This window comes from Salirhabdus salicampi, assembly GCF_024259515.1.
Classification (GTDB): domain Bacteria; phylum Bacillota; class Bacilli; order Bacillales; family Alkalibacillaceae; genus Salirhabdus_A; species Salirhabdus_A salicampi.
Map to the genome: position 1 here is coordinate 232,577 of NZ_JANBWE010000002.1, position 15,721 is coordinate 248,297.

Here is a 15,721-nt window from a genome sequence, read left to right on the forward strand (position 1 = left end):
TACAGAATCATCTCCTTTGTTTCATCTTATTTGTTTCAGGCTTTAATGCGAATGAAAATTCCATAAATGATGATGAAGAGATAGAGACCAAAAAATAAGAAAAAGGATAATCGCCAAACACCTTTCAGCGCCTTTTTCAATAAGACTTCCCCTTTTATTTTCCATTGTAACGTCGTAAATAATCCGAGTAAGGAGAGAAACACAATTAGGCTAATACTTAAGATTGATGTTTTGAACGTCATATAAAACGAAAAGTAAACAGATAAGAATATAAAGACAACTGTTACATCGATAGCCAATAAAAAAGCCTTTTCTTTTTGATTCGTACGTTTTCTTTTAACCATATAAACTACACAAAAAGCTAAAATCGGCATGGTTATAAATATTGCAATGAATCGAACGATGATGTCACTCATATAGAATTCCTTCTTTTTTCAATAGTTTTGACGGCATAATAGGCAAATGAAGTGTTTGGCATATAAGTTTGTGACTGGTTGATAATATACCCTAATATCGCATCAATTTCGGTTAAACGCCCTAACGTAATATCTTTTAGCATTGATGATTCGTTCTTTGCCGTTAGAACGGAAATTTCCTTGATTCGTTCCCACATACGGCCGTGAGGTAAGTGTAAAGCGGTACTACATTCCAGACAAATTCGCTCTGCTAATGTTTTAATATAATCATCGCTTACAACTTCCCCATTCCTCACCTGAAATAATGCAGTTAGTGGATTGATCACAGCATTGACAATTAACTTCTCTTTTAACGTACGCTCCCAATTTTGTTCATAAACAAATGGAAACGAAGAACGGTGAAGAATGTCTATCCATCTCATTAAAATCGGCTGGTGCTTTTCGTTATATACGCCGACCCTAATCTTTCCAGCTCCGGTATGTTCAACTGTATTATCACTGTGGCGTATAGCACCATGCTCGACGACTCCAACGAAGATTGGATTTTTAAATTTCCCGAATAAAGGAATATGACCCATCCCATTTTGTAAAAATAATATAGGAATATTCGAAGGAATCATTTTGAGATTATCTATAAAATTTGTTAAGTGGTATTGTTTTAGGCACACAATATATAAATCTTCACTTTGAAACGTTGTATGTGAAGATCCATACACTTTATATGTAATTCCATTTGGTAATAGCGTAACGCCATGCTGATTTAGTTCCATAGCCTGTTCTTCACGCTTTACATAACAAGTTATATCGTGTTGTTGCCGTCGTAAATAAGAAGCTAATAACAACCCAATTGCTCCGCCACCAATAACCCCAATTCGCATAACGCTGCACCACCTTTTTACCGTTATCTTTATTTTATCAAAAGATGTCGAACTACCTATAAAAAAATGATAAATTTTTTCTGATTTTAGTTAGTCATTTAATTCAGAATATTTTTATATTATAATGGAATTGAAATGTAAACGTTTAAGGGGGATGTATATGGACCAAATAAAGGTTGAACGTCTATTAATTAACTACAAAACGTTGGAAGAATTTAAATTGTTCAAGGAGTATGGAATTCAAGAATTGTCCATGTTGGAAGATTTACAGAGCAACATCATAGAAAATGACAGCGAATCCCCATTTTATGGTATTTATTATGGAAACGCTTTAGTAGCGCGCATGAGCCTATATACCATCGATAAAAAATATGATCAATATTTTGATCCTTCACAAGATTACTTGGAATTATGGAAGCTAGAGGTTTTATACAATTATCGCGGGAAAGGATTCGGGCGTAGGTTAGTGGAATTCGCAAAAAGCTTTGACCTGCCTATTAAAACAAACCCACGAATCAACTCACACGGTTTTTGGGAAAAAATGGGGTTCCAAAAGGTTCATTATGATGTAGAGCGGGACTTAGGGGAGAACCCTCTCATTTGGTTACCAGATGGGGTTAAGGAGCAAGTTACAAAATCAAAAAAACAAGGCTGATTCAATCAGCCTTGTTTTTTATTCTCAAGCATGACAATATCTTTCCAAATTCTTTCAATTTCTTCCCATGCTTTTTCGTAAATCTCTACTTTTTTCTTTAAAATCTCGTTTTCATACGTAATGTTTTTTAATTGTTCACTTACTACGTCATTGGATGTGTTCGTTACTTCATATGTTTTCTTTATGGATTGCAACAATTTAATGGCCTCATCAAAATTAAAAGGTTCCTGATTCGTATTTTGAATAGGCATTTCCTTTACACTTTCTTTCTCTTTATTTCTTCTTTCCTCTTTTGCAACTTTAATCGCTTTTTCATATTGTTTTCTTACCGTTGCATTCCAACGGAATCCGCAAGCGGCAGGAGTACGAGATAACTGTTTGGCGACATCTTCAAATGCTTCCAATTGTGTTTTTCCTTCACGTATAAAACGTAAGACTGTTTCCGCTAAAAGTATATCCTCATCTTTTGTCCATGCGTCTTGTCTATTTTGAACCATTCTATCCCTCCTACATCTTTTACTATGAATCTATGCAAGACGTAGGTGTGATAGACTATTTTTTTCCCTTTTGCTGAAAAAAGGACGCCACGGCATCAATGTGTTCAGGAGTGTCCCAAAGGGAAGAACAATTTTTCACTTCCTCTTCCATTTCCTTCCGCAATTTGAAAATATTTAAATAGTATAGTAATTGCTTCTTAAATATAATCATTTGTTTCCTAGTTTTCTTTATAAAGGAAGAAAAGATTAAGTCATAATTCCCCCACTCTCTCTCCCTAACGATATGTTGTACCCATCCCTGTTGTTGCAGAGTAACAGCCGGAAACATTTCGGATGAGGCAATCCAATAATGAGCAAAGCTAGAGTTGGTTCTACGGTATAATAATGCACCACCACCCCACCCTGGGCTGACACCTATATTCCCTTGAACATATCCGAACTCGGTCCCAGCTTTTGCAAACCGAAAGTCACATGCACTAGCAATTTCACAGCCGCCTCCTCGTGCTGAGCCATTTAGAAGAGCCACTGTAGGTACTGGAAATTCAACGATTCGCAATAATAGTGTCGAAAGTTTGTTCAATAGGTCATATGCTTCTTCATTTGTCATGTTCCCATGAAATTGACGTAAATCTCCTCCCGCAGAAAAGGATTGAACGCCAGACCCTGTTATAACAAGAAACTTCACGTTATCAGATCGGGCTAAATCCAATGCTAAGTTTAGTTCCTCACACATTTCGGTTGTAATTGCATTTCGTTTATGTGGTCGATTTAACGTAATTATACTAAACCCGCTTTCATTTCTTTCATATGTAATTGTATGAAACACCTTCCCCCACCCCCGTCTTCATTTTAAGAGAAAAAGAGGATGCCTCAATGAGACATCCTCTTTTTCTAGCTATTTATTTTTCAACAACTTGTTTTCCGTCATAATGACCACAACTTTTACATACGTGGTGGGCTTTTGTAGGCTCACCGCAGTTTGAGCATTCTACCATACCAGGTACAGAAAGTTTTTTGTGTGTACGACGTTGACGTTTAACTTTTTTAGAAGTTCTACGAAATGGTACTGCCATGTGTGACACCTCCTTCAAGTGATGACAACAAAAAGAGTTAAGCAAGACTTAAGAATCTTTTTTTTCATCAAAAAATTGTTCCAACTTTGCTAATCTTGGATCAACTTTTTGGCTCTTTTCCTTTTGATCCTCTACAAATTCCCAGCCCTTACCTTGTTCTTTTGGCATATCACCATTGAGAACATCATTAGCGTAAACTTGTAAAGGGATTTCCAATATAATATTTTCCTTAATATAAGGGGTTAAGTCAAGCACTTCTCCAACAACTTGATGAATTTCTTCATCTTCTTCATAAGGAGAAGTAGAGAAATGTTCTTCTGCTTTGATTTCGAAAGAATAATCCACATCCTTTAACGTACGTGCACATGGTAAAATCATGTTGCCATCAATAGTAAAGTTGGCAATGATATGATCACCTCGGGAATGAAACTCCCCTTCTACATGTACCGGAGGGATTCTTCGAATATCATTGTTCATGTCTTGTAATTCTTTTACTTCTACATCTCCTTCAAATGGAAATGGAGATTGACTTTTAATTTGTCTTATTGGAAACTTCATATCGCTTTTCACCTCAGGGCAACAAAAGTAATTTTAAAAGGAAATGAAAGTTTTGTCAATATTTTTTCTTAACACTATTATGTTGCTTAATACAATTATTATGTCCAATTCGAAAAATGAAAACGACATTGCCAATATACTTGACTTTTATTCCCAATTCCGTCTCAATAAAGGTAGACTTTATTAAGGGGGGAAAACAATGAACGGGTGCGGTGTTATTGTAGAATATAACCCTTTTCATAATGGACACCTTTACCATTTGCAATCTTCTTTAAAAGAATCGAAAAAAGATTGTCTCATCGCAGTTATGAGCGGAAATTTTCTCCAACGTGGTGAACCTGCCATTATTGACAAATGGAATCGGGCAGAAGCCGCTCTGAAATCTGGTGTAGACATTGTTGTTGAATTACCTTACGTGTTCGCTGTACAACATGCGGACTTATTTGCAAAAGGAGCCATCCTCACACTTGAGGCATTACAAACCGATGTCGTCTGTTTCGGTAGTGAACAAGGGGTGATTACACCATTTATAGCTGCCTACGAGCAATATGAGGCACAGAAACATCATTTTCAGGAACAAGTTCAAAAGGGGTTAACCTACGGTCTTTCCTTCCCCGAGTCTTCACGTCAAGCGTATGAAACAATTGGTCTAACAAATGAAGCTATTGACCTTACCCAACCGAATAATATTCTCGGTTTCAGCTATGTAAAAGCTATCTATGACTATAACACGAATATCAAGCCGAAAACAATTAAACGAACAAAAAGTGGATATCACGATGAAGTCATTGAACATGACATTGCAAGTGCTACAAGCATTCGAAAAGAGTTATTAAGCGAGCAACTAATTACGAACGTTGTACGTAAAACGATACCAACAGAAACTGAAGAAGCATTAAGCAAATATAAAGACATGACTCATTTATGGCATGATTGGGAAGCTTATTTTCCGTTTTTACAATACAAAGTCCATACCGCTTCCTTACAGGAGCTTGCTGACATACACGGCATGGACGAGGGCCTGCAGTATCGCTTGAAGAAAACAGTTGGTCAAGTTACTTCGTTCCATAATTGGATGAAGAAGCTAAAAACAAGACGATATACGTGGACGAGATTACAACGTATTTTCGTCCATCTGTTGACGAATACGAAAAAATCTGAAATACAATCAATCCAAATCGATAAACAAGCTCCGTACATAAGGGTTCTCGGAATGAATAAAAAGGGCAGGGAATATATAAATGAACGTAAAAAGTCCATCAATATTCCCATTTTCACACCCCTACAAGGAGCACATCATCCATACATAGACATTGAGGAAAGGGCCATTGACAGTTACTATTTACCAATTAAACCGAGCGTTCGTCAAACGTTAAAACAAAGGGATATTGGCCCACCTATTTTGAAAAACGAGACCCCTTCTTCTCAATAGAAAAAGGGGTTTTATATTGATGTTATTGAAGTTCATTTAAAAATTGTAGAGCATCCTCGAAGTGGTCAACAGGAATTACTTTCATATCTGTACCTATTTCTTGGGCTACTCTCCGTGCTACTTCATAATTAGAGTTTTCTTGACCTCCTTCATTCGGTGCGAAGAAAACATCGATCTCATCATAGTGTGCAGCTACAATTTTTTTATCAATACCTCCAATTCGACCTACAGTACCGTCATATCCAATTTCCCCAGTACCTGCGATTTTATATCCTCTTGTTATATCTTCCTCTGTTAGTTGATCGTAAATTTCCAAAGCAAACATCAGCCCAGCACTTGGCCCACCTATTTTTCCACTATCAAAATCAATTGGAGGTTCAACATTAACATTTCGGTCTGTAACGAGTGAGATGCCGATCCCTACCTTGTCAGGGGCGTGGGGAAACGGAGCTACAGCCACTTCTCCTACCTGTTCTTCATCATCTCGAATAAATGTAATTTGAACAGTTTCTCCATCACCTTTTCCAGAAACATAATCAATCATATCTGATGCTTGTTCAATTCTCCGATTATCGACCTCGATGATACGATCTCCCATTTTTAATATGTCATTTGCCGGCATTTCATCCATCACGCTTAATACGTATACACCATTATACTCAATGTCTACCGTTTTGCCGGCAGCTTCATAAGCTACAATTTTTGCAGCTTGTTGTGAGCTTTCCATGTAGTGGAGCTGTGTTTCCAAATATTCTTTTTGGCTCATCCCTTCAGGCCTTACTTCGTCAATCGGATATATATGATAATATCGTTTGAATTTAGCCCATAAATAATAAAGCGGGGTAGCTTGGCCGCCCCTAACTGTAACGAGGTGCATGTCTCCTTGGCTGCTATTTCCATTATCAACCTGTACTACATCATCTAGTGCTGCAGTATCACCAGGTTGGTATACATAAAACGGGAGCCGGTAATTTGTGACGATGAATACGAGAGCTAAAATAGTTAGTGTTAATGCTATGGACCTTATCCGATTTTTCATGTTATTTCTCCTTCCATTTTTCAATCACATCAATTACATGTTTGATATGAGCAGTTGCTACTTTTTCACCTTCCTCAATAATCGATTCTACGTACGAAAAATCATTCAAACTATGATGAGACACCTTCGGTTTTAGAACAATGTTTGCATTCACTTCTCTCATTTTTACAATTTGGTGTTGCATAATATCAATACTCTGCAATATAACATCATAAATCGAATTTATCTCTTCTTTCGGCGTAAATTGTGAACAATCGACTGCGATAACGATATCTGCTCCCATATCCCGTACAACTGATACAGGTACACGGTCAATCACACCTCCATCAACTAAAAGGTGCTTCTCCATTTTTTCAGGAACAAATATGCCTGGAATTCCAATGCTAGCTCTTACGGCACTAGCCGCATCTCCCTTTTGAAATACTACCTTTTTCCCAGTATTTAAATTAGCAGCTACGATTGCAACGGGGATGTGGAATTCTTCTAATTTCTTTCCATATGTAAACAATTGTATGTATTCTTTTAGTCGATCCCCTTGGATAAATCCCATTCTTGGGACCGTTACATCAAGAAAAAACTTCCGCTTGAAGGTTTTCGCAAGGGTATATAACTGATCGACTGTTTGCCCTGCTCCATAAAAAGCCCCAATAAGAGCCCCCATACTTGTACCTGCAATATAGTCGATAGATATATTATGTTCCGTTAAAACTTTTAATACACCAAGGTGTGAAAATCCCCTAGCCCCTCCAGATCCTAGTGCTAAGCCAACTTTAGGCCGATCCATACAATAACTCCTTTTTGTTTTTTTAACATGATATGCATATCAAAAACATTCATGAGCGTATATTGTATGGAGGTGCCTGTACAATCCGAAAAGTATATCCTCATTCTACTATGGAAAAAACGTGGCGTACAGAAGGAAGACGTCTACAGGGGGGAACATTATGAATGAAAAGTAAATTAAAATCACTAGTACTTGCAGCAGCAGCTTCATTTGTCGCTTTCTCAATCATTAAATTTCCAGATCAGTCATTAGAAGCGTCACTTAGGGGCTTAACATTATGGTGGGAGATTGTTTTCCCCTCACTTCTTCCATTTTTCATTACATCTGAGTTATTAATTGCTTTCGGTGTTGTGAAATTTTTTGGAATTTTATGCGAACCAATTATGCGACCACTTTTTAATGTTCCAGGTGCCGGAAGCTTTGTGTGGGCCATGGGTATGGCTAGTGGTTATCCATCAGGAGCGAAATTAACAGCACGATTACGACAGGAACGTCAATTGTCAAGAATAGAGGCTGAACGTCTTGTCGCGTTTACTAATGCATCAAACCCTTTATTTATTTTCGGTGCTATATCCGTGGGTTTCTTTCACGATCCACAACTTGGTGTATTATTAGCTACATGTCATTATGTTGGGAATTTTCTCGTTGGCATAACAATGCGATTTCATGGAAAAAATCATCCACTTTCTTATCGGCGAAAAGACCGTTTTTCCTTTAAAAGGGCATTTTATGCCTTACACGAAACGAGAATCCGAGATGGTCGCCCCTTTGGTAAAGTATTCGGGGATTCGGTCATAACATCTATACAAACATTACTGATGATTGGCGGATTTATCATCATATTCTCTGTCTTAAATAAACTACTTTTTTTAGTGGGGATAACCCCTTTTATTGCTACTTTTTTTCAATATATTCTGTCCATGTTAGGTTTTTCGGCCGATCTGTCTATTCCGTTTATTTCCGGTCTCTTTGAAATTACTCTTGGGGCACAGATGATTGCTCAAACCGAACAGTCTACACTATTACAACAAGTAATTATCGTTTGTTTCATTCTTGCATTCAACGGTTTTTCCGTACAAGCACAAGTCGCTAGTATTCTTTCAGAAACGGACATCCGTTTTGCACCGTACTTTTTTGCCCGTATACTACACGGAATTTACGCGAGCCTTTTAGCTTTAATATTATTCCAGCCGTTATACTCAACAATAAAAACCGAAAATGTTTACGACCTACCTGTAAGTGCAACACCAACAACTAATGTGCAATGGGAAAACATTTTACACTTCCTGCACCAATTCGGTCCCGTATTCACGATGTGTTCTTTGATGATTGGAATGTTCATATTATTAAATCGCACATTTTTGTCAAAATAAAAAAAGCCGTTATCGCAAGTTTAAACTTGCGAACGGCTTACATTTGTTCGATTATTTTAGAAACGTTATAATAAATGGTATCTTATATCTCTCTCCCCCATATGTCTTAATTGCCGCAATAATCATAAAGATAAAGGCAGCAATACCAAGTACCCACGCTAATACAAAACCAATAATAATTACCATAAGGACAGTACTAATGAGGAAATATATAAAATACGAAATGACAAAGTTAAAATATTGCTTTCCATGAAAATCGATAAATTCTGACTCATCTTTTTTCAATAACCAGACAATTAAAGGGCCAATAATAGTCGTAAAAAAACTTAATACGTAAATTAACATCGCAAATAACTTTTCATCTTTTTTCAACTAAACACCCCTTCCGAAATATACATTTATTGTAAATGCTACGCGTTTTTAGCAAAAACATTCATTTATTTCAGTAATTTTTTAAGAGGAATGAAATTTTTTTATAAGAGCTTCTTCTACGACTTCCGGCACTAAGTCTGATACATTTCCCTTATGTTTCGCTACCTCTTTCACAATACTGGAGCTTAAAAAGGAATATTGATTATTCGTCATAATGAAAAAGGTTTCGATATTCTCGTTAAGTTTTCGATTCATAGATGTAATTTGCATTTCATATTCAAAATCACTGACTGCTCGTAGTCCCCGAATAACAGCCTTCGCATTTTTCTGTTGGGCATAGTCCATAAGTAATCCATCACATGAATCTACCGAAACATTTCCCATTTCCTTTGTAACCTCTTCTAATAAGTGTACCCTTTCTTCTACATGAAAAAGAGGAGACTTTGCCTGGTTATTAAAAACAGCCACAATGACGTGATCAAACACCTTTGAGGCCCTGCGAATAATATCAATATGACCGTATGTAACCGGATCAAAACTTCCTGGGCAAATAGCCGTACCTGTCATGTTTTTAACTCCTTTCTAGTTTGAATGACGATATAAACTAACAGAAATAAGTGAGCCATAAGTTTCTTGCTTAAATCTTTCTAGTTTGCCAAACTTGCTTGGTAATGTTTCCTCAATCATATGTTCGCAAATGACTATACTTTCCTCATGAAGGAAGTGATATTCTTCAATCTTTGCAAGTAATTCATGGAAGGAGATCTTGCCATATGGAGGATCTAAAAATATCCAGTCAAATATAAGCCCTCTCTTTGAAGCCGCTTTCAGAGCGCGAAAGGCCTCTGCCCGATACACTTCTGTTTGTTCTTCTAAGTTCAAGGTTTTAATATTTTCATGGATCACTTGGATTGCCTTCGGATGTTTATCTACAAAAATCATTCGATCGGCACCACGACTTAATACTTCAATGCCAAGACCACCACTACCAGCAAATAAATCAAGCCCTATACCTCCATTAAAGTAAGGACCAATTATTTGAAATAACGCTTCTTTCACTTTATCTGTCGTAGGTCTTGTGTTTTTTCCTGGTAATGACTTTAGCCTTCTTCCTTTATACTTACCTGAGATAACTCTCATATCCTTTTACTCCCCACTCCATCTATTCGACCTTTATCCTACCATAAATCGATAAAAAAAGTAAAAATGATGAATAGCAAGATTTTCATTGGACATAATGTAAATGAGAACGGTTTAACACACTCGTTCTCACGGAGAAGGCTTACGTTTCCCCATAAGTTCTTCCTCCGGTTTCTCCTCTCCCTTTTTTGATTCTCTTTGTTTACATAGTAAGCAAAGGGGGCCTGCGGAATGATTCTGCAGGCATTTTTTTTTGACCTCTAAACCTTTTCCTGTTTTCGAGTTCACAAAATGTAAAATCCGTGCTACATTTAACATAATTCTGTAATTGTTAGAGGAAATACAAGAGGTGATACATATGATACAACGCTTTATTGAACTAGGAGAGGGATATTCAGATATTTATGAGTTGTTAACAATCGGACAAAAAATGTCGGAACGTGTTGAACATGTCATTGCGTTCCATTCTGAGGATAAATTCAAGAGAAAAGCTTCTGTAGCCCTTGTAATGACACAAACCGACCCAGGTAATTTTCAGCCTATTTATATTTGTACAGAAGGATTGCCACATCCAGATGAACATAATAGTCAACGTTATAAGTTGGTTGAAAGCCTGGCAAATACTTTACAAAAACCATTCATTACACTTTCTGTTCAACCATCTAATGCTTTTGGTGAAAAGGAACTGTACTTTCAACATTTAATTAGTATTTTACGAATGAATCATATAATTAAGCCGCTATCGTAATGAAAAAAGCACATGCTTCCATCGCATGTGCCTTTTTAAAACTCATATTTATAATCATATTCTTTCGCTTTATCTGGCTTAGAGTTTTCGTATTCTGTCTTTATAAACGGTTTATAAGACTTTTCCACTTTCGCAACGAAGGGAATTTGTTGAAGTGATTCACAAACATCGTCAATTTCGTCTTGATCTACATACAATACTACATACTTCAATTTTTTTGAGGCATAAATTACATGCCCATAGCGTCTAATTTTACGTAAATGTTTCATGTTTTTTAAACGGACTACAAGTCCTTGTCTCTTCGTCCACATATCCGATCCCCATTTATATTTTTTTTAAGTGTAGCAAACATTTTGAAACACATCAATTTTTTTAAAAAGAGAGGTGTGCCATTCTATGAATACGATGGAAGAAGTGTGGAATATTTTTTTGCAAACCTTAAGGAATAACAATGAAATCTGTTCGGTTGAGCGAAAGATGTATGTAGGTCAATACTTCGTTTATATCACTTGTAATTCCTCATTATCCATTCAACAACTTAATGAATCTATACAACAAGCAGCTGCTAAAGCTATGAAAGGAAAACGCCTCACACTTTCGATACGCTATGTTCGAAAGCATAAGGCGTTTCATATATATACAGTGCGCTTTTTCGTTCCCCTACGTAAAATGTTTTGTTGTGGAAACTTATGCCATGATTGTATTCGTTTTAACGAAAATTAAGAAGCACATCCACATGATCCGCCACTTCCACAACCACAACCTGAATCTGTAAATACAGCACCGTCTCGAGGTACTTTAATATATGGACTAACAGATTTTCCTATGATACTACTCACGTCGTCTAATAGTGCTTGTAGTTCTGTTTCAGCACGTTTGAATGTAGCAACTGAATCATCCATATCCATTTCCCGCTTCTTTAAACGTACTTCTTTCATAATGTTGCTATAATCAGGATGATAACGACCAAATCGTTGTACATCCTCATAATGGTCTTTTATTCGCTGAAAGGCAGCAATTTTCCTCTGCGCTTCTTTATCCTCATGAAGTCGTTGTTTTGCTTCCTGAAAATTTTTCATTTCTTCTGATTGTATAATCATTTGGCTAATATGTTCTGCATTGTCCAAAATATCAACAATTTCAAGTGTAGCTAACAATGGAAATCCACCTCCAATACCATCATAACAGATGGACCCAAAGAAAGAAAATGGATTTTATTTATTCCGTTCTTTCATCGCTTCTGTCATCGATAATAACATATGGAGCATTGACACTTGCTGATTTATTTTGCCTACCTTTTGAGAAATCGTTTTCCCATAAAACGGTTTAGCTGCCTTATCTAAGTGTTGTATTTGCTCAGGATCACGTGTTAAGATTCGATACCAGTAAGGGTTCATACGTACAAAATGTAATAAATCAGGACGGCTAATTAAAAATTGAAATACTTTTGGTTGCACACCATTCACCTCTTAAATTAATCTTTCCCGAAAAAAAATGGATTTTTCTTCTCCGGCCGTGGATGTTGTTGAAAAGGGTGATTGTTCTTATGACTTTGGAATTGCTCAATGATAGTCTGAACATTGGAAATGGTACCGTTTAATTGTGATAACTGTTTCTGTAACTCATCCATATCTAGATCTTGAATATATTTTGTAATCTTTTTTAACAGTTCTTGGTTACCTTTTTGCTCTTCCTCTTCTACTTGTTCTTCTTTATCCTCTTTAAACTGATCCCAATACTCATCCCCTTCACCATACAAAGTCCATTTTTCATAGTAGGTTTGCCAATCTTCTTTTCCGTTTCGGACATGATCAATCAATTTCGGGTGCTGTTGTACGAACTTTTTAAATGCTTCCACTTTCGGGTGAAGTTTCATATACTACACCTCACTTTTTTCTCACAATGTACTACGGTAGCATATGCCCTACAAAAGACTAACGTTCTTATTTATTGAAATATTTGTGTGTAAAATAATGTGTTATATAATGACCTGTCTCTCAGGAATCGTTTATTTACAAATAAAATAAACCGCCCATTGGTGGGCGGTTTATCCTTAGTGCATGCCAGGGCGTGTTTCAGAGATTTCTTCTAGCGCTTCTCCTGCTGCTTCGTCTGACTGTTCATCAAGTGATAAATCACCGAGGGAAACAATTCCGACTAATTTCCCGTTATCGACAACCGGTAGACGACGAATTTTCTTCTCGGCCATAATTTCAGTAGCTTCCTGAGTAGTCGTGTCAGGGGAAACAGAATATAATTGGTCACTCATAACCTCTTGTATACTAGTAGAGCCCGACTTTTTATCCGCATAACCACGTATCACTAAGTCACGGTCGGTTACCATACCAATTAAATGTGCCTCACGGTCACATATCGGCACTGCTCCAACATCGCGATTTTTCATGATAACAGCTGCTTCATAAATATTATCTTCAGTTGTACATACGTCTACATCTGTTGTCATAATATCACGTACAGATTTCATCTTCATCCCTCCTGTGTTGTTTGCGGAAACATTGTTTCCTCTTTTTTTATTGTGTCCATTTTGTTACACATTTTTCTTAAATAACGGGATTTATAATGAAGGAATTGATTATTGTTTCATTTCATACTATTATGGTGTTATATGACAAGAAATCTTTGTGGGGTGAAAATACATGAGAATTGAAGAAACAGGAATAGACGGAGTTACGATTGACCTCAAACCATTAGACTTTTTAATGGAAAAAGCTGGTTTCGTCCGCACAGCTGCATGGGATTATGAGCGTGTTACATACGATTACAAAATTGATACACCGAAAACAAATGAAACCATTTACATCCGTGTTCAAGGCTATGCTGTTGAAGGGGAAGTAGATAGCGGAAGCGCTGTTATTACGCTCCTTACACCACTATTAGGAAGACATTACTATCCACATGGCATTGAATATGGTGAAGAGGAAGGTTTTTCCACTCACGTGTTAGACAAGACGAAACGAGTACTGGAGCAAGTAGCTGAGTCTCTAAAAGAATTTCGAACAAATAAGTAATGTTAAAGGCTGTTGAGTAAAATTCGACAGCCTTTTTTATATTAAGCTTAAACCTGTTCAAACGTATCAAATCATGCTATATTTTTTATAGATGTTTGTGCAGGGAAAGGAGATACATAACGAATTGTTTAAACTAACGAAATCCCAATTGACAAAGATACTTTTATTCATATTAGCCATTTTAATAATATTATTTATTTTACCGATTTCGATCCCATTAATTTTAGCTTTATTTACAGCTTTAGTGTTAAACCCTGTTGTAAAATTGCTGGTTCATAAAGTGCCAATAAATCGGAAAATAAGTGTTATGGTTGTTTTTATCCTATTTTTAATCATTATGAGTACCATCGGATTTTACTTAACAACAAAGGCGGTTTCCCAACTTGTTAAGTTAACTGAAAATGCACCTCATTACATAAACCAAGTTAGTTTACTCGTTAATGATTGGCAAGAGGATATCAATAATTTTGCAGAAGACTTACCGACTGAAGTCGTGACCGAGTTTACGACAACGATTGACCAAAATTTAAGTGCAATGAAAACGAAGCTTTCCTCAAATGTAACGATAGAAAATTTGGCAAGTATCGTTGCAAAAATCCCGGAATACATCGTAAGTATTCTAGTCTATTTAATTGCATTATTTTTATTCATGTTAGAAATACCAAGACTAAAAGAAAAAATTTATTCGGTCATGACGGAACAAACAGCGCAAAAATTTAGCTTTATGACATCTCGATTATCCTATGTGATCTTTGGCTTTTTTAAAGCACAATTACTTGTAAGTATATTTATTTTTGCCGTCAGTCTAATTGGTCTCTTATATATTGCACCTGACGTAGCAATTATTATGTCGCTGATCATTTGGGTTATAGACTTTATTCCGATTATAGGGTCAATTGTTGTTTTAGGTCCTTGGGCACTATATATGTTTTTAGCTAGTGATCCGATAACCGGCTCTAAGCTTGCCATTTTGGCAGTCATCTTATTAGCAATTCGACGGACTGTTGAACCGAAAGTTATGGGAAGACATATCGGGTTATCTCCGCTAGCCACGCTCATTGCAATGTATTTAGGCTTACAATTACTTGGTGTGTTTGGGTTTTTCTTAGGACCTATTTTCGTTATCATCTTCAACTCTGCACGAGAAGCCGGTATTATTAAATTAAACGTTAAAATATAACATAAAACTGCACATCCTAAGTGGATGTGCAGTTTCTTATTTCAGCGCATTTTTGATAAAACACGATGTCATCTTCAATTTTCGTTTGTACATAATCGTTATGTTCTAACACTTTTTGAGATGCTTGATTACGAATATCACATTGGGCAAATATCACGCATACATCTGTTTGACCTAAAGCCCATTTCGTCAGACTTCCAACTGCCTCAGTAGCATACCCAAGCTTCCGATGCTCCGGGTTTATATAATACCCAATTTCAACTGCACCACGAACCGGTACACCTTTAAACCCAATATCACCAATAACGTCACGTTTTGGATTCCAGATCACCCATGGACCGAATCCCAATATTGTTTTATCATACTTAAAATGTTCTATATATAATGGGAGCAACGCCCTTAAACCATGGTGGGGCCATGAATTGTGGAAAGCTGCTTTTTGTTTCTGGAAAAATAACTCCTTGTTTCGAATCAACGTATTGGCGTCCTCTAGCGATAGAGCTTGTATTTCCATGCGATCGGTTGTAATCCTCATAAAAAATCCCCC

At 36.6% G+C, this 15,721-nt stretch carries 24 protein-coding genes; 7 read left to right on the plus strand and 17 right to left on the minus strand.

Going from position 1 to position 15,721, the window contains the following annotated elements; translation table 11 throughout:
• Positions 1-35 precede the first annotated feature (35 nt).
• Complete coding sequence (locus NLW78_RS07155; protein WP_254496372.1) at positions 36-416, minus strand: DUF3397 domain-containing protein; 381 nt, start codon at positions 414-416, stop codon at positions 36-38.
• A complete protein-coding gene (locus tag NLW78_RS07160; protein WP_254496373.1) occupies positions 413-1,294 on the minus strand; it encodes a ketopantoate reductase family protein in 882 nt (293 codons plus the stop codon). The genes NLW78_RS07155 and NLW78_RS07160 overlap by 4 nt, the downstream gene beginning before the upstream one ends.
• A 160-nt stretch (positions 1,295-1,454) precedes the next feature.
• On the opposite strand from NLW78_RS07160, the gene NLW78_RS07165 reads away from it, so the two are divergent.
• A complete protein-coding gene (locus NLW78_RS07165) occupies positions 1,455-1,949 on the plus strand; it encodes an N-acetyltransferase (protein ID WP_254496374.1) in 495 nt (164 codons plus the stop codon).
• Positions 1,950-1,954: 5 nt separating this feature from the next.
• On the opposite strand, the gene NLW78_RS07170 is transcribed toward NLW78_RS07165, so the two are convergent.
• From NLW78_RS07170 to NLW78_RS07185, 4 genes are all read right to left on the minus strand, one after another.
• Complete coding sequence (locus tag NLW78_RS07170) at positions 1,955-2,446, minus strand: RsfA family transcriptional regulator (RefSeq protein ID WP_254496375.1); 492 nt, start codon at positions 2,444-2,446, stop codon at positions 1,955-1,957.
• A 55-nt stretch (positions 2,447-2,501) separates the two neighbouring features.
• A complete protein-coding gene (locus tag NLW78_RS07175) occupies positions 2,502-3,272 on the minus strand; it encodes an enoyl-CoA hydratase/isomerase family protein (protein WP_254496376.1) in 771 nt (256 codons plus the stop codon).
• A 73-nt stretch (positions 3,273-3,345) separates the two neighbouring features.
• Positions 3,346-3,519, minus strand: coding sequence for a 50S ribosomal protein L32 (gene rpmF, locus NLW78_RS07180; RefSeq protein ID WP_254496377.1), 174 nt, complete (start codon positions 3,517-3,519; stop codon positions 3,346-3,348).
• Between the two features lie 48 nt (positions 3,520-3,567).
• On the minus strand, positions 3,568-4,077 hold the full coding sequence (locus tag NLW78_RS07185) for a YceD family protein (protein ID WP_254496378.1): 510 nt from the start codon (positions 4,075-4,077) through the stop codon (positions 3,568-3,570).
• A gap of 199 nt (positions 4,078-4,276) precedes the next feature.
• On the opposite strand from NLW78_RS07185, the gene NLW78_RS07190 reads away from it, so the two are divergent.
• On the plus strand, positions 4,277-5,509 hold the full coding sequence (locus NLW78_RS07190; RefSeq protein ID WP_254496379.1) for a nucleotidyltransferase: 1,233 nt from the start codon (positions 4,277-4,279) through the stop codon (positions 5,507-5,509).
• Positions 5,510-5,531: 22 nt separating this feature from the next.
• Here the strand turns inward: NLW78_RS07190 and NLW78_RS07195 are convergent, their stop codons facing one another.
• Together NLW78_RS07195 and NLW78_RS07200 are read right to left on the minus strand one after the other, a co-directional pair.
• The gene (locus NLW78_RS07195; protein ID WP_254496380.1) at positions 5,532-6,548 is read right to left on the minus strand and encodes a SepM family pheromone-processing serine protease; all 1,017 of its coding nucleotides are present in this window, start codon (positions 6,546-6,548) and stop codon (positions 5,532-5,534) included.
• 1 nt (position 6,549) lies between these two features.
• On the minus strand, positions 6,550-7,332 hold the full coding sequence (locus NLW78_RS07200) for a patatin-like phospholipase family protein (protein ID WP_254496381.1): 783 nt from the start codon (positions 7,330-7,332) through the stop codon (positions 6,550-6,552).
• Positions 7,333-7,496: 164 nt separating this feature from the next.
• Between NLW78_RS07200 and ylbJ the strand changes: the two genes are divergently transcribed.
• Positions 7,497-8,705: a sporulation integral membrane protein YlbJ gene (gene ylbJ, locus NLW78_RS07205; protein WP_254496382.1), complete on the plus strand. Its 1,209-nt coding sequence runs from the start codon at positions 7,497-7,499 to the stop codon at positions 8,703-8,705.
• Positions 8,706-8,756: 51 nt separating this feature from the next.
• Here the strand turns inward: ylbJ and NLW78_RS07210 are convergent, their stop codons facing one another.
• From NLW78_RS07210 to rsmD, 3 genes are all read right to left on the minus strand, one after another.
• Positions 8,757-9,077: a DUF4870 domain-containing protein gene (locus NLW78_RS07210; RefSeq protein WP_302328476.1), complete on the minus strand. Its 321-nt coding sequence runs from the start codon at positions 9,075-9,077 to the stop codon at positions 8,757-8,759.
• Between the two features lie 81 nt (positions 9,078-9,158).
• Positions 9,159-9,644 carry a pantetheine-phosphate adenylyltransferase gene (gene coaD, locus NLW78_RS07215; protein WP_254496383.1) on the minus strand — a complete coding sequence of 162 codons (486 nt, stop codon included), beginning with the start codon at positions 9,642-9,644 and terminating at the stop codon, positions 9,159-9,161.
• A gap of 15 nt (positions 9,645-9,659) precedes the next feature.
• Positions 9,660-10,217, minus strand: a complete 558-nt coding sequence (gene rsmD, locus NLW78_RS07220) for a 16S rRNA (guanine(966)-N(2))-methyltransferase RsmD (RefSeq protein ID WP_254496384.1) — start codon at positions 10,215-10,217, stop codon at positions 9,660-9,662.
• A 358-nt stretch (positions 10,218-10,575) separates the two neighbouring features.
• Here rsmD and NLW78_RS07225 point away from each other — a divergent pair, with 358 nt between their 5' ends.
• Positions 10,576-10,965 (plus strand): DUF7147 family protein, encoded by a 390-nt coding sequence (locus tag NLW78_RS07225; protein WP_254496385.1) that lies wholly within the window; start codon positions 10,576-10,578, stop codon positions 10,963-10,965.
• A gap of 35 nt (positions 10,966-11,000) precedes the next feature.
• Here NLW78_RS07225 and NLW78_RS07230 read toward each other — a convergent pair whose 3' ends face one another.
• On the minus strand, positions 11,001-11,276 hold the full coding sequence (locus NLW78_RS07230) for a YlbG family protein (protein ID WP_254496386.1): 276 nt from the start codon (positions 11,274-11,276) through the stop codon (positions 11,001-11,003).
• An 85-nt stretch (positions 11,277-11,361) separates the two neighbouring features.
• Here NLW78_RS07230 and NLW78_RS07235 point away from each other — a divergent pair, with 85 nt between their 5' ends.
• Positions 11,362-11,688 (plus strand): hypothetical protein, encoded by a 327-nt coding sequence (locus tag NLW78_RS07235; RefSeq protein ID WP_254496387.1) that lies wholly within the window; start codon positions 11,362-11,364, stop codon positions 11,686-11,688.
• Here the strand turns inward: NLW78_RS07235 and NLW78_RS07240 are convergent.
• From NLW78_RS07240 to NLW78_RS07255, 4 genes are all read right to left on the minus strand, one after another.
• Positions 11,685-12,122 carry a YlbF/YmcA family competence regulator gene (locus NLW78_RS07240; RefSeq protein WP_254496388.1) on the minus strand — a complete coding sequence of 146 codons (438 nt, stop codon included), beginning with the start codon at positions 12,120-12,122 and terminating at the stop codon, positions 11,685-11,687. The two genes, NLW78_RS07235 and NLW78_RS07240, sit on opposite strands and share 4 nt — an antisense overlap.
• A gap of 57 nt (positions 12,123-12,179) precedes the next feature.
• Entirely contained in the window at positions 12,180-12,422 is a 243-nt protein-coding gene (locus NLW78_RS07245; protein ID WP_254496389.1) for a YlbE-like family protein, read from the minus strand.
• Between the two features lie 17 nt (positions 12,423-12,439).
• A complete protein-coding gene (gene ylbD, locus NLW78_RS07250) occupies positions 12,440-12,841 on the minus strand; it encodes a spore coat protein YlbD (RefSeq protein WP_254496390.1) in 402 nt (133 codons plus the stop codon).
• A 177-nt stretch (positions 12,842-13,018) separates the two neighbouring features.
• Positions 13,019-13,450 carry a CBS domain-containing protein gene (locus NLW78_RS07255; RefSeq protein ID WP_254496391.1) on the minus strand — a complete coding sequence of 144 codons (432 nt, stop codon included), beginning with the start codon at positions 13,448-13,450 and terminating at the stop codon, positions 13,019-13,021.
• 172 nt (positions 13,451-13,622) lie between these two features.
• On the opposite strand from NLW78_RS07255, the gene NLW78_RS07260 reads away from it, so the two are divergent.
• Both NLW78_RS07260 and ytvI read left to right on the plus strand, forming a co-directional pair.
• Positions 13,623-13,994, plus strand: coding sequence for a YugN family protein (locus NLW78_RS07260; protein WP_254496392.1), 372 nt, complete (start codon positions 13,623-13,625; stop codon positions 13,992-13,994).
• Between the two features lie 124 nt (positions 13,995-14,118).
• Positions 14,119-15,174: a sporulation integral membrane protein YtvI gene (ytvI, locus tag NLW78_RS07265; protein ID WP_254496393.1), complete on the plus strand. Its 1,056-nt coding sequence runs from the start codon at positions 14,119-14,121 to the stop codon at positions 15,172-15,174.
• Between the two features lie 16 nt (positions 15,175-15,190).
• On the opposite strand, the gene NLW78_RS07270 is transcribed toward ytvI, so the two are convergent.
• Positions 15,191-15,709, minus strand: a complete 519-nt coding sequence (locus tag NLW78_RS07270; protein ID WP_254496394.1) for a GNAT family N-acetyltransferase — start codon at positions 15,707-15,709, stop codon at positions 15,191-15,193.
• Positions 15,710-15,721 lie beyond the last annotated feature (12 nt).

Coding starts and splice junctions, on each gene's coding strand:
- NLW78_RS07165 (WP_254496374.1), top strand. CDS start 1,455: ATGGACCAAATAAAGGTTGAACGTCTATTAATTAACTACAAAACGTTG.
- NLW78_RS07200 (WP_254496381.1), bottom strand. CDS start 7,332: ATGGATCGGCCTAAAGTTGGCTTAGCACTAGGATCTGGAGGGGCTAGG.
- NLW78_RS07160 (WP_254496373.1), bottom strand. CDS start 1,294: ATGCGAATTGGGGTTATTGGTGGCGGAGCAATTGGGTTGTTATTAGCT.
- NLW78_RS07185 (WP_254496378.1), bottom strand. CDS start 4,077: ATGAAGTTTCCAATAAGACAAATTAAAAGTCAATCTCCATTTCCATTT.
- NLW78_RS07195 (WP_254496380.1), bottom strand. CDS start 6,548: ATGAAAAATCGGATAAGGTCCATAGCATTAACACTAACTATTTTAGCT.
- rsmD (WP_254496384.1), bottom strand. CDS start 10,217: ATGAGAGTTATCTCAGGTAAGTATAAAGGAAGAAGGCTAAAGTCATTA.
- coaD (WP_254496383.1), bottom strand. CDS start 9,644: ATGACAGGTACGGCTATTTGCCCAGGAAGTTTTGATCCGGTTACATAC.
- NLW78_RS07270 (WP_254496394.1), bottom strand. CDS start 15,709: ATGAGGATTACAACCGATCGCATGGAAATACAAGCTCTATCGCTAGAG.
- rpmF (WP_254496377.1), bottom strand. CDS start 3,519: ATGGCAGTACCATTTCGTAGAACTTCTAAAAAAGTTAAACGTCAACGT.
- NLW78_RS07225 (WP_254496385.1), top strand. CDS start 10,576: ATGATACAACGCTTTATTGAACTAGGAGAGGGATATTCAGATATTTAT.
- NLW78_RS07155 (WP_254496372.1), bottom strand. CDS start 416: ATGAGTGACATCATCGTTCGATTCATTGCAATATTTATAACCATGCCG.
- NLW78_RS07255 (WP_254496391.1), bottom strand. CDS start 13,450: ATGAAATCTGTACGTGATATTATGACAACAGATGTAGACGTATGTACA.
- NLW78_RS07235 (WP_254496387.1), top strand. CDS start 11,362: ATGAATACGATGGAAGAAGTGTGGAATATTTTTTTGCAAACCTTAAGG.
- ylbJ (WP_254496382.1), top strand. CDS start 7,497: ATGAAAAGTAAATTAAAATCACTAGTACTTGCAGCAGCAGCTTCATTT.
- NLW78_RS07190 (WP_254496379.1), top strand. CDS start 4,277: ATGAACGGGTGCGGTGTTATTGTAGAATATAACCCTTTTCATAATGGA.
- NLW78_RS07230 (WP_254496386.1), bottom strand. CDS start 11,276: ATGTGGACGAAGAGACAAGGACTTGTAGTCCGTTTAAAAAACATGAAA.
- NLW78_RS07170 (WP_254496375.1), bottom strand. CDS start 2,446: ATGGTTCAAAATAGACAAGACGCATGGACAAAAGATGAGGATATACTT.
- ylbD (WP_254496390.1), bottom strand. CDS start 12,841: ATGAAACTTCACCCGAAAGTGGAAGCATTTAAAAAGTTCGTACAACAG.
- NLW78_RS07260 (WP_254496392.1), top strand. CDS start 13,623: ATGAGAATTGAAGAAACAGGAATAGACGGAGTTACGATTGACCTCAAA.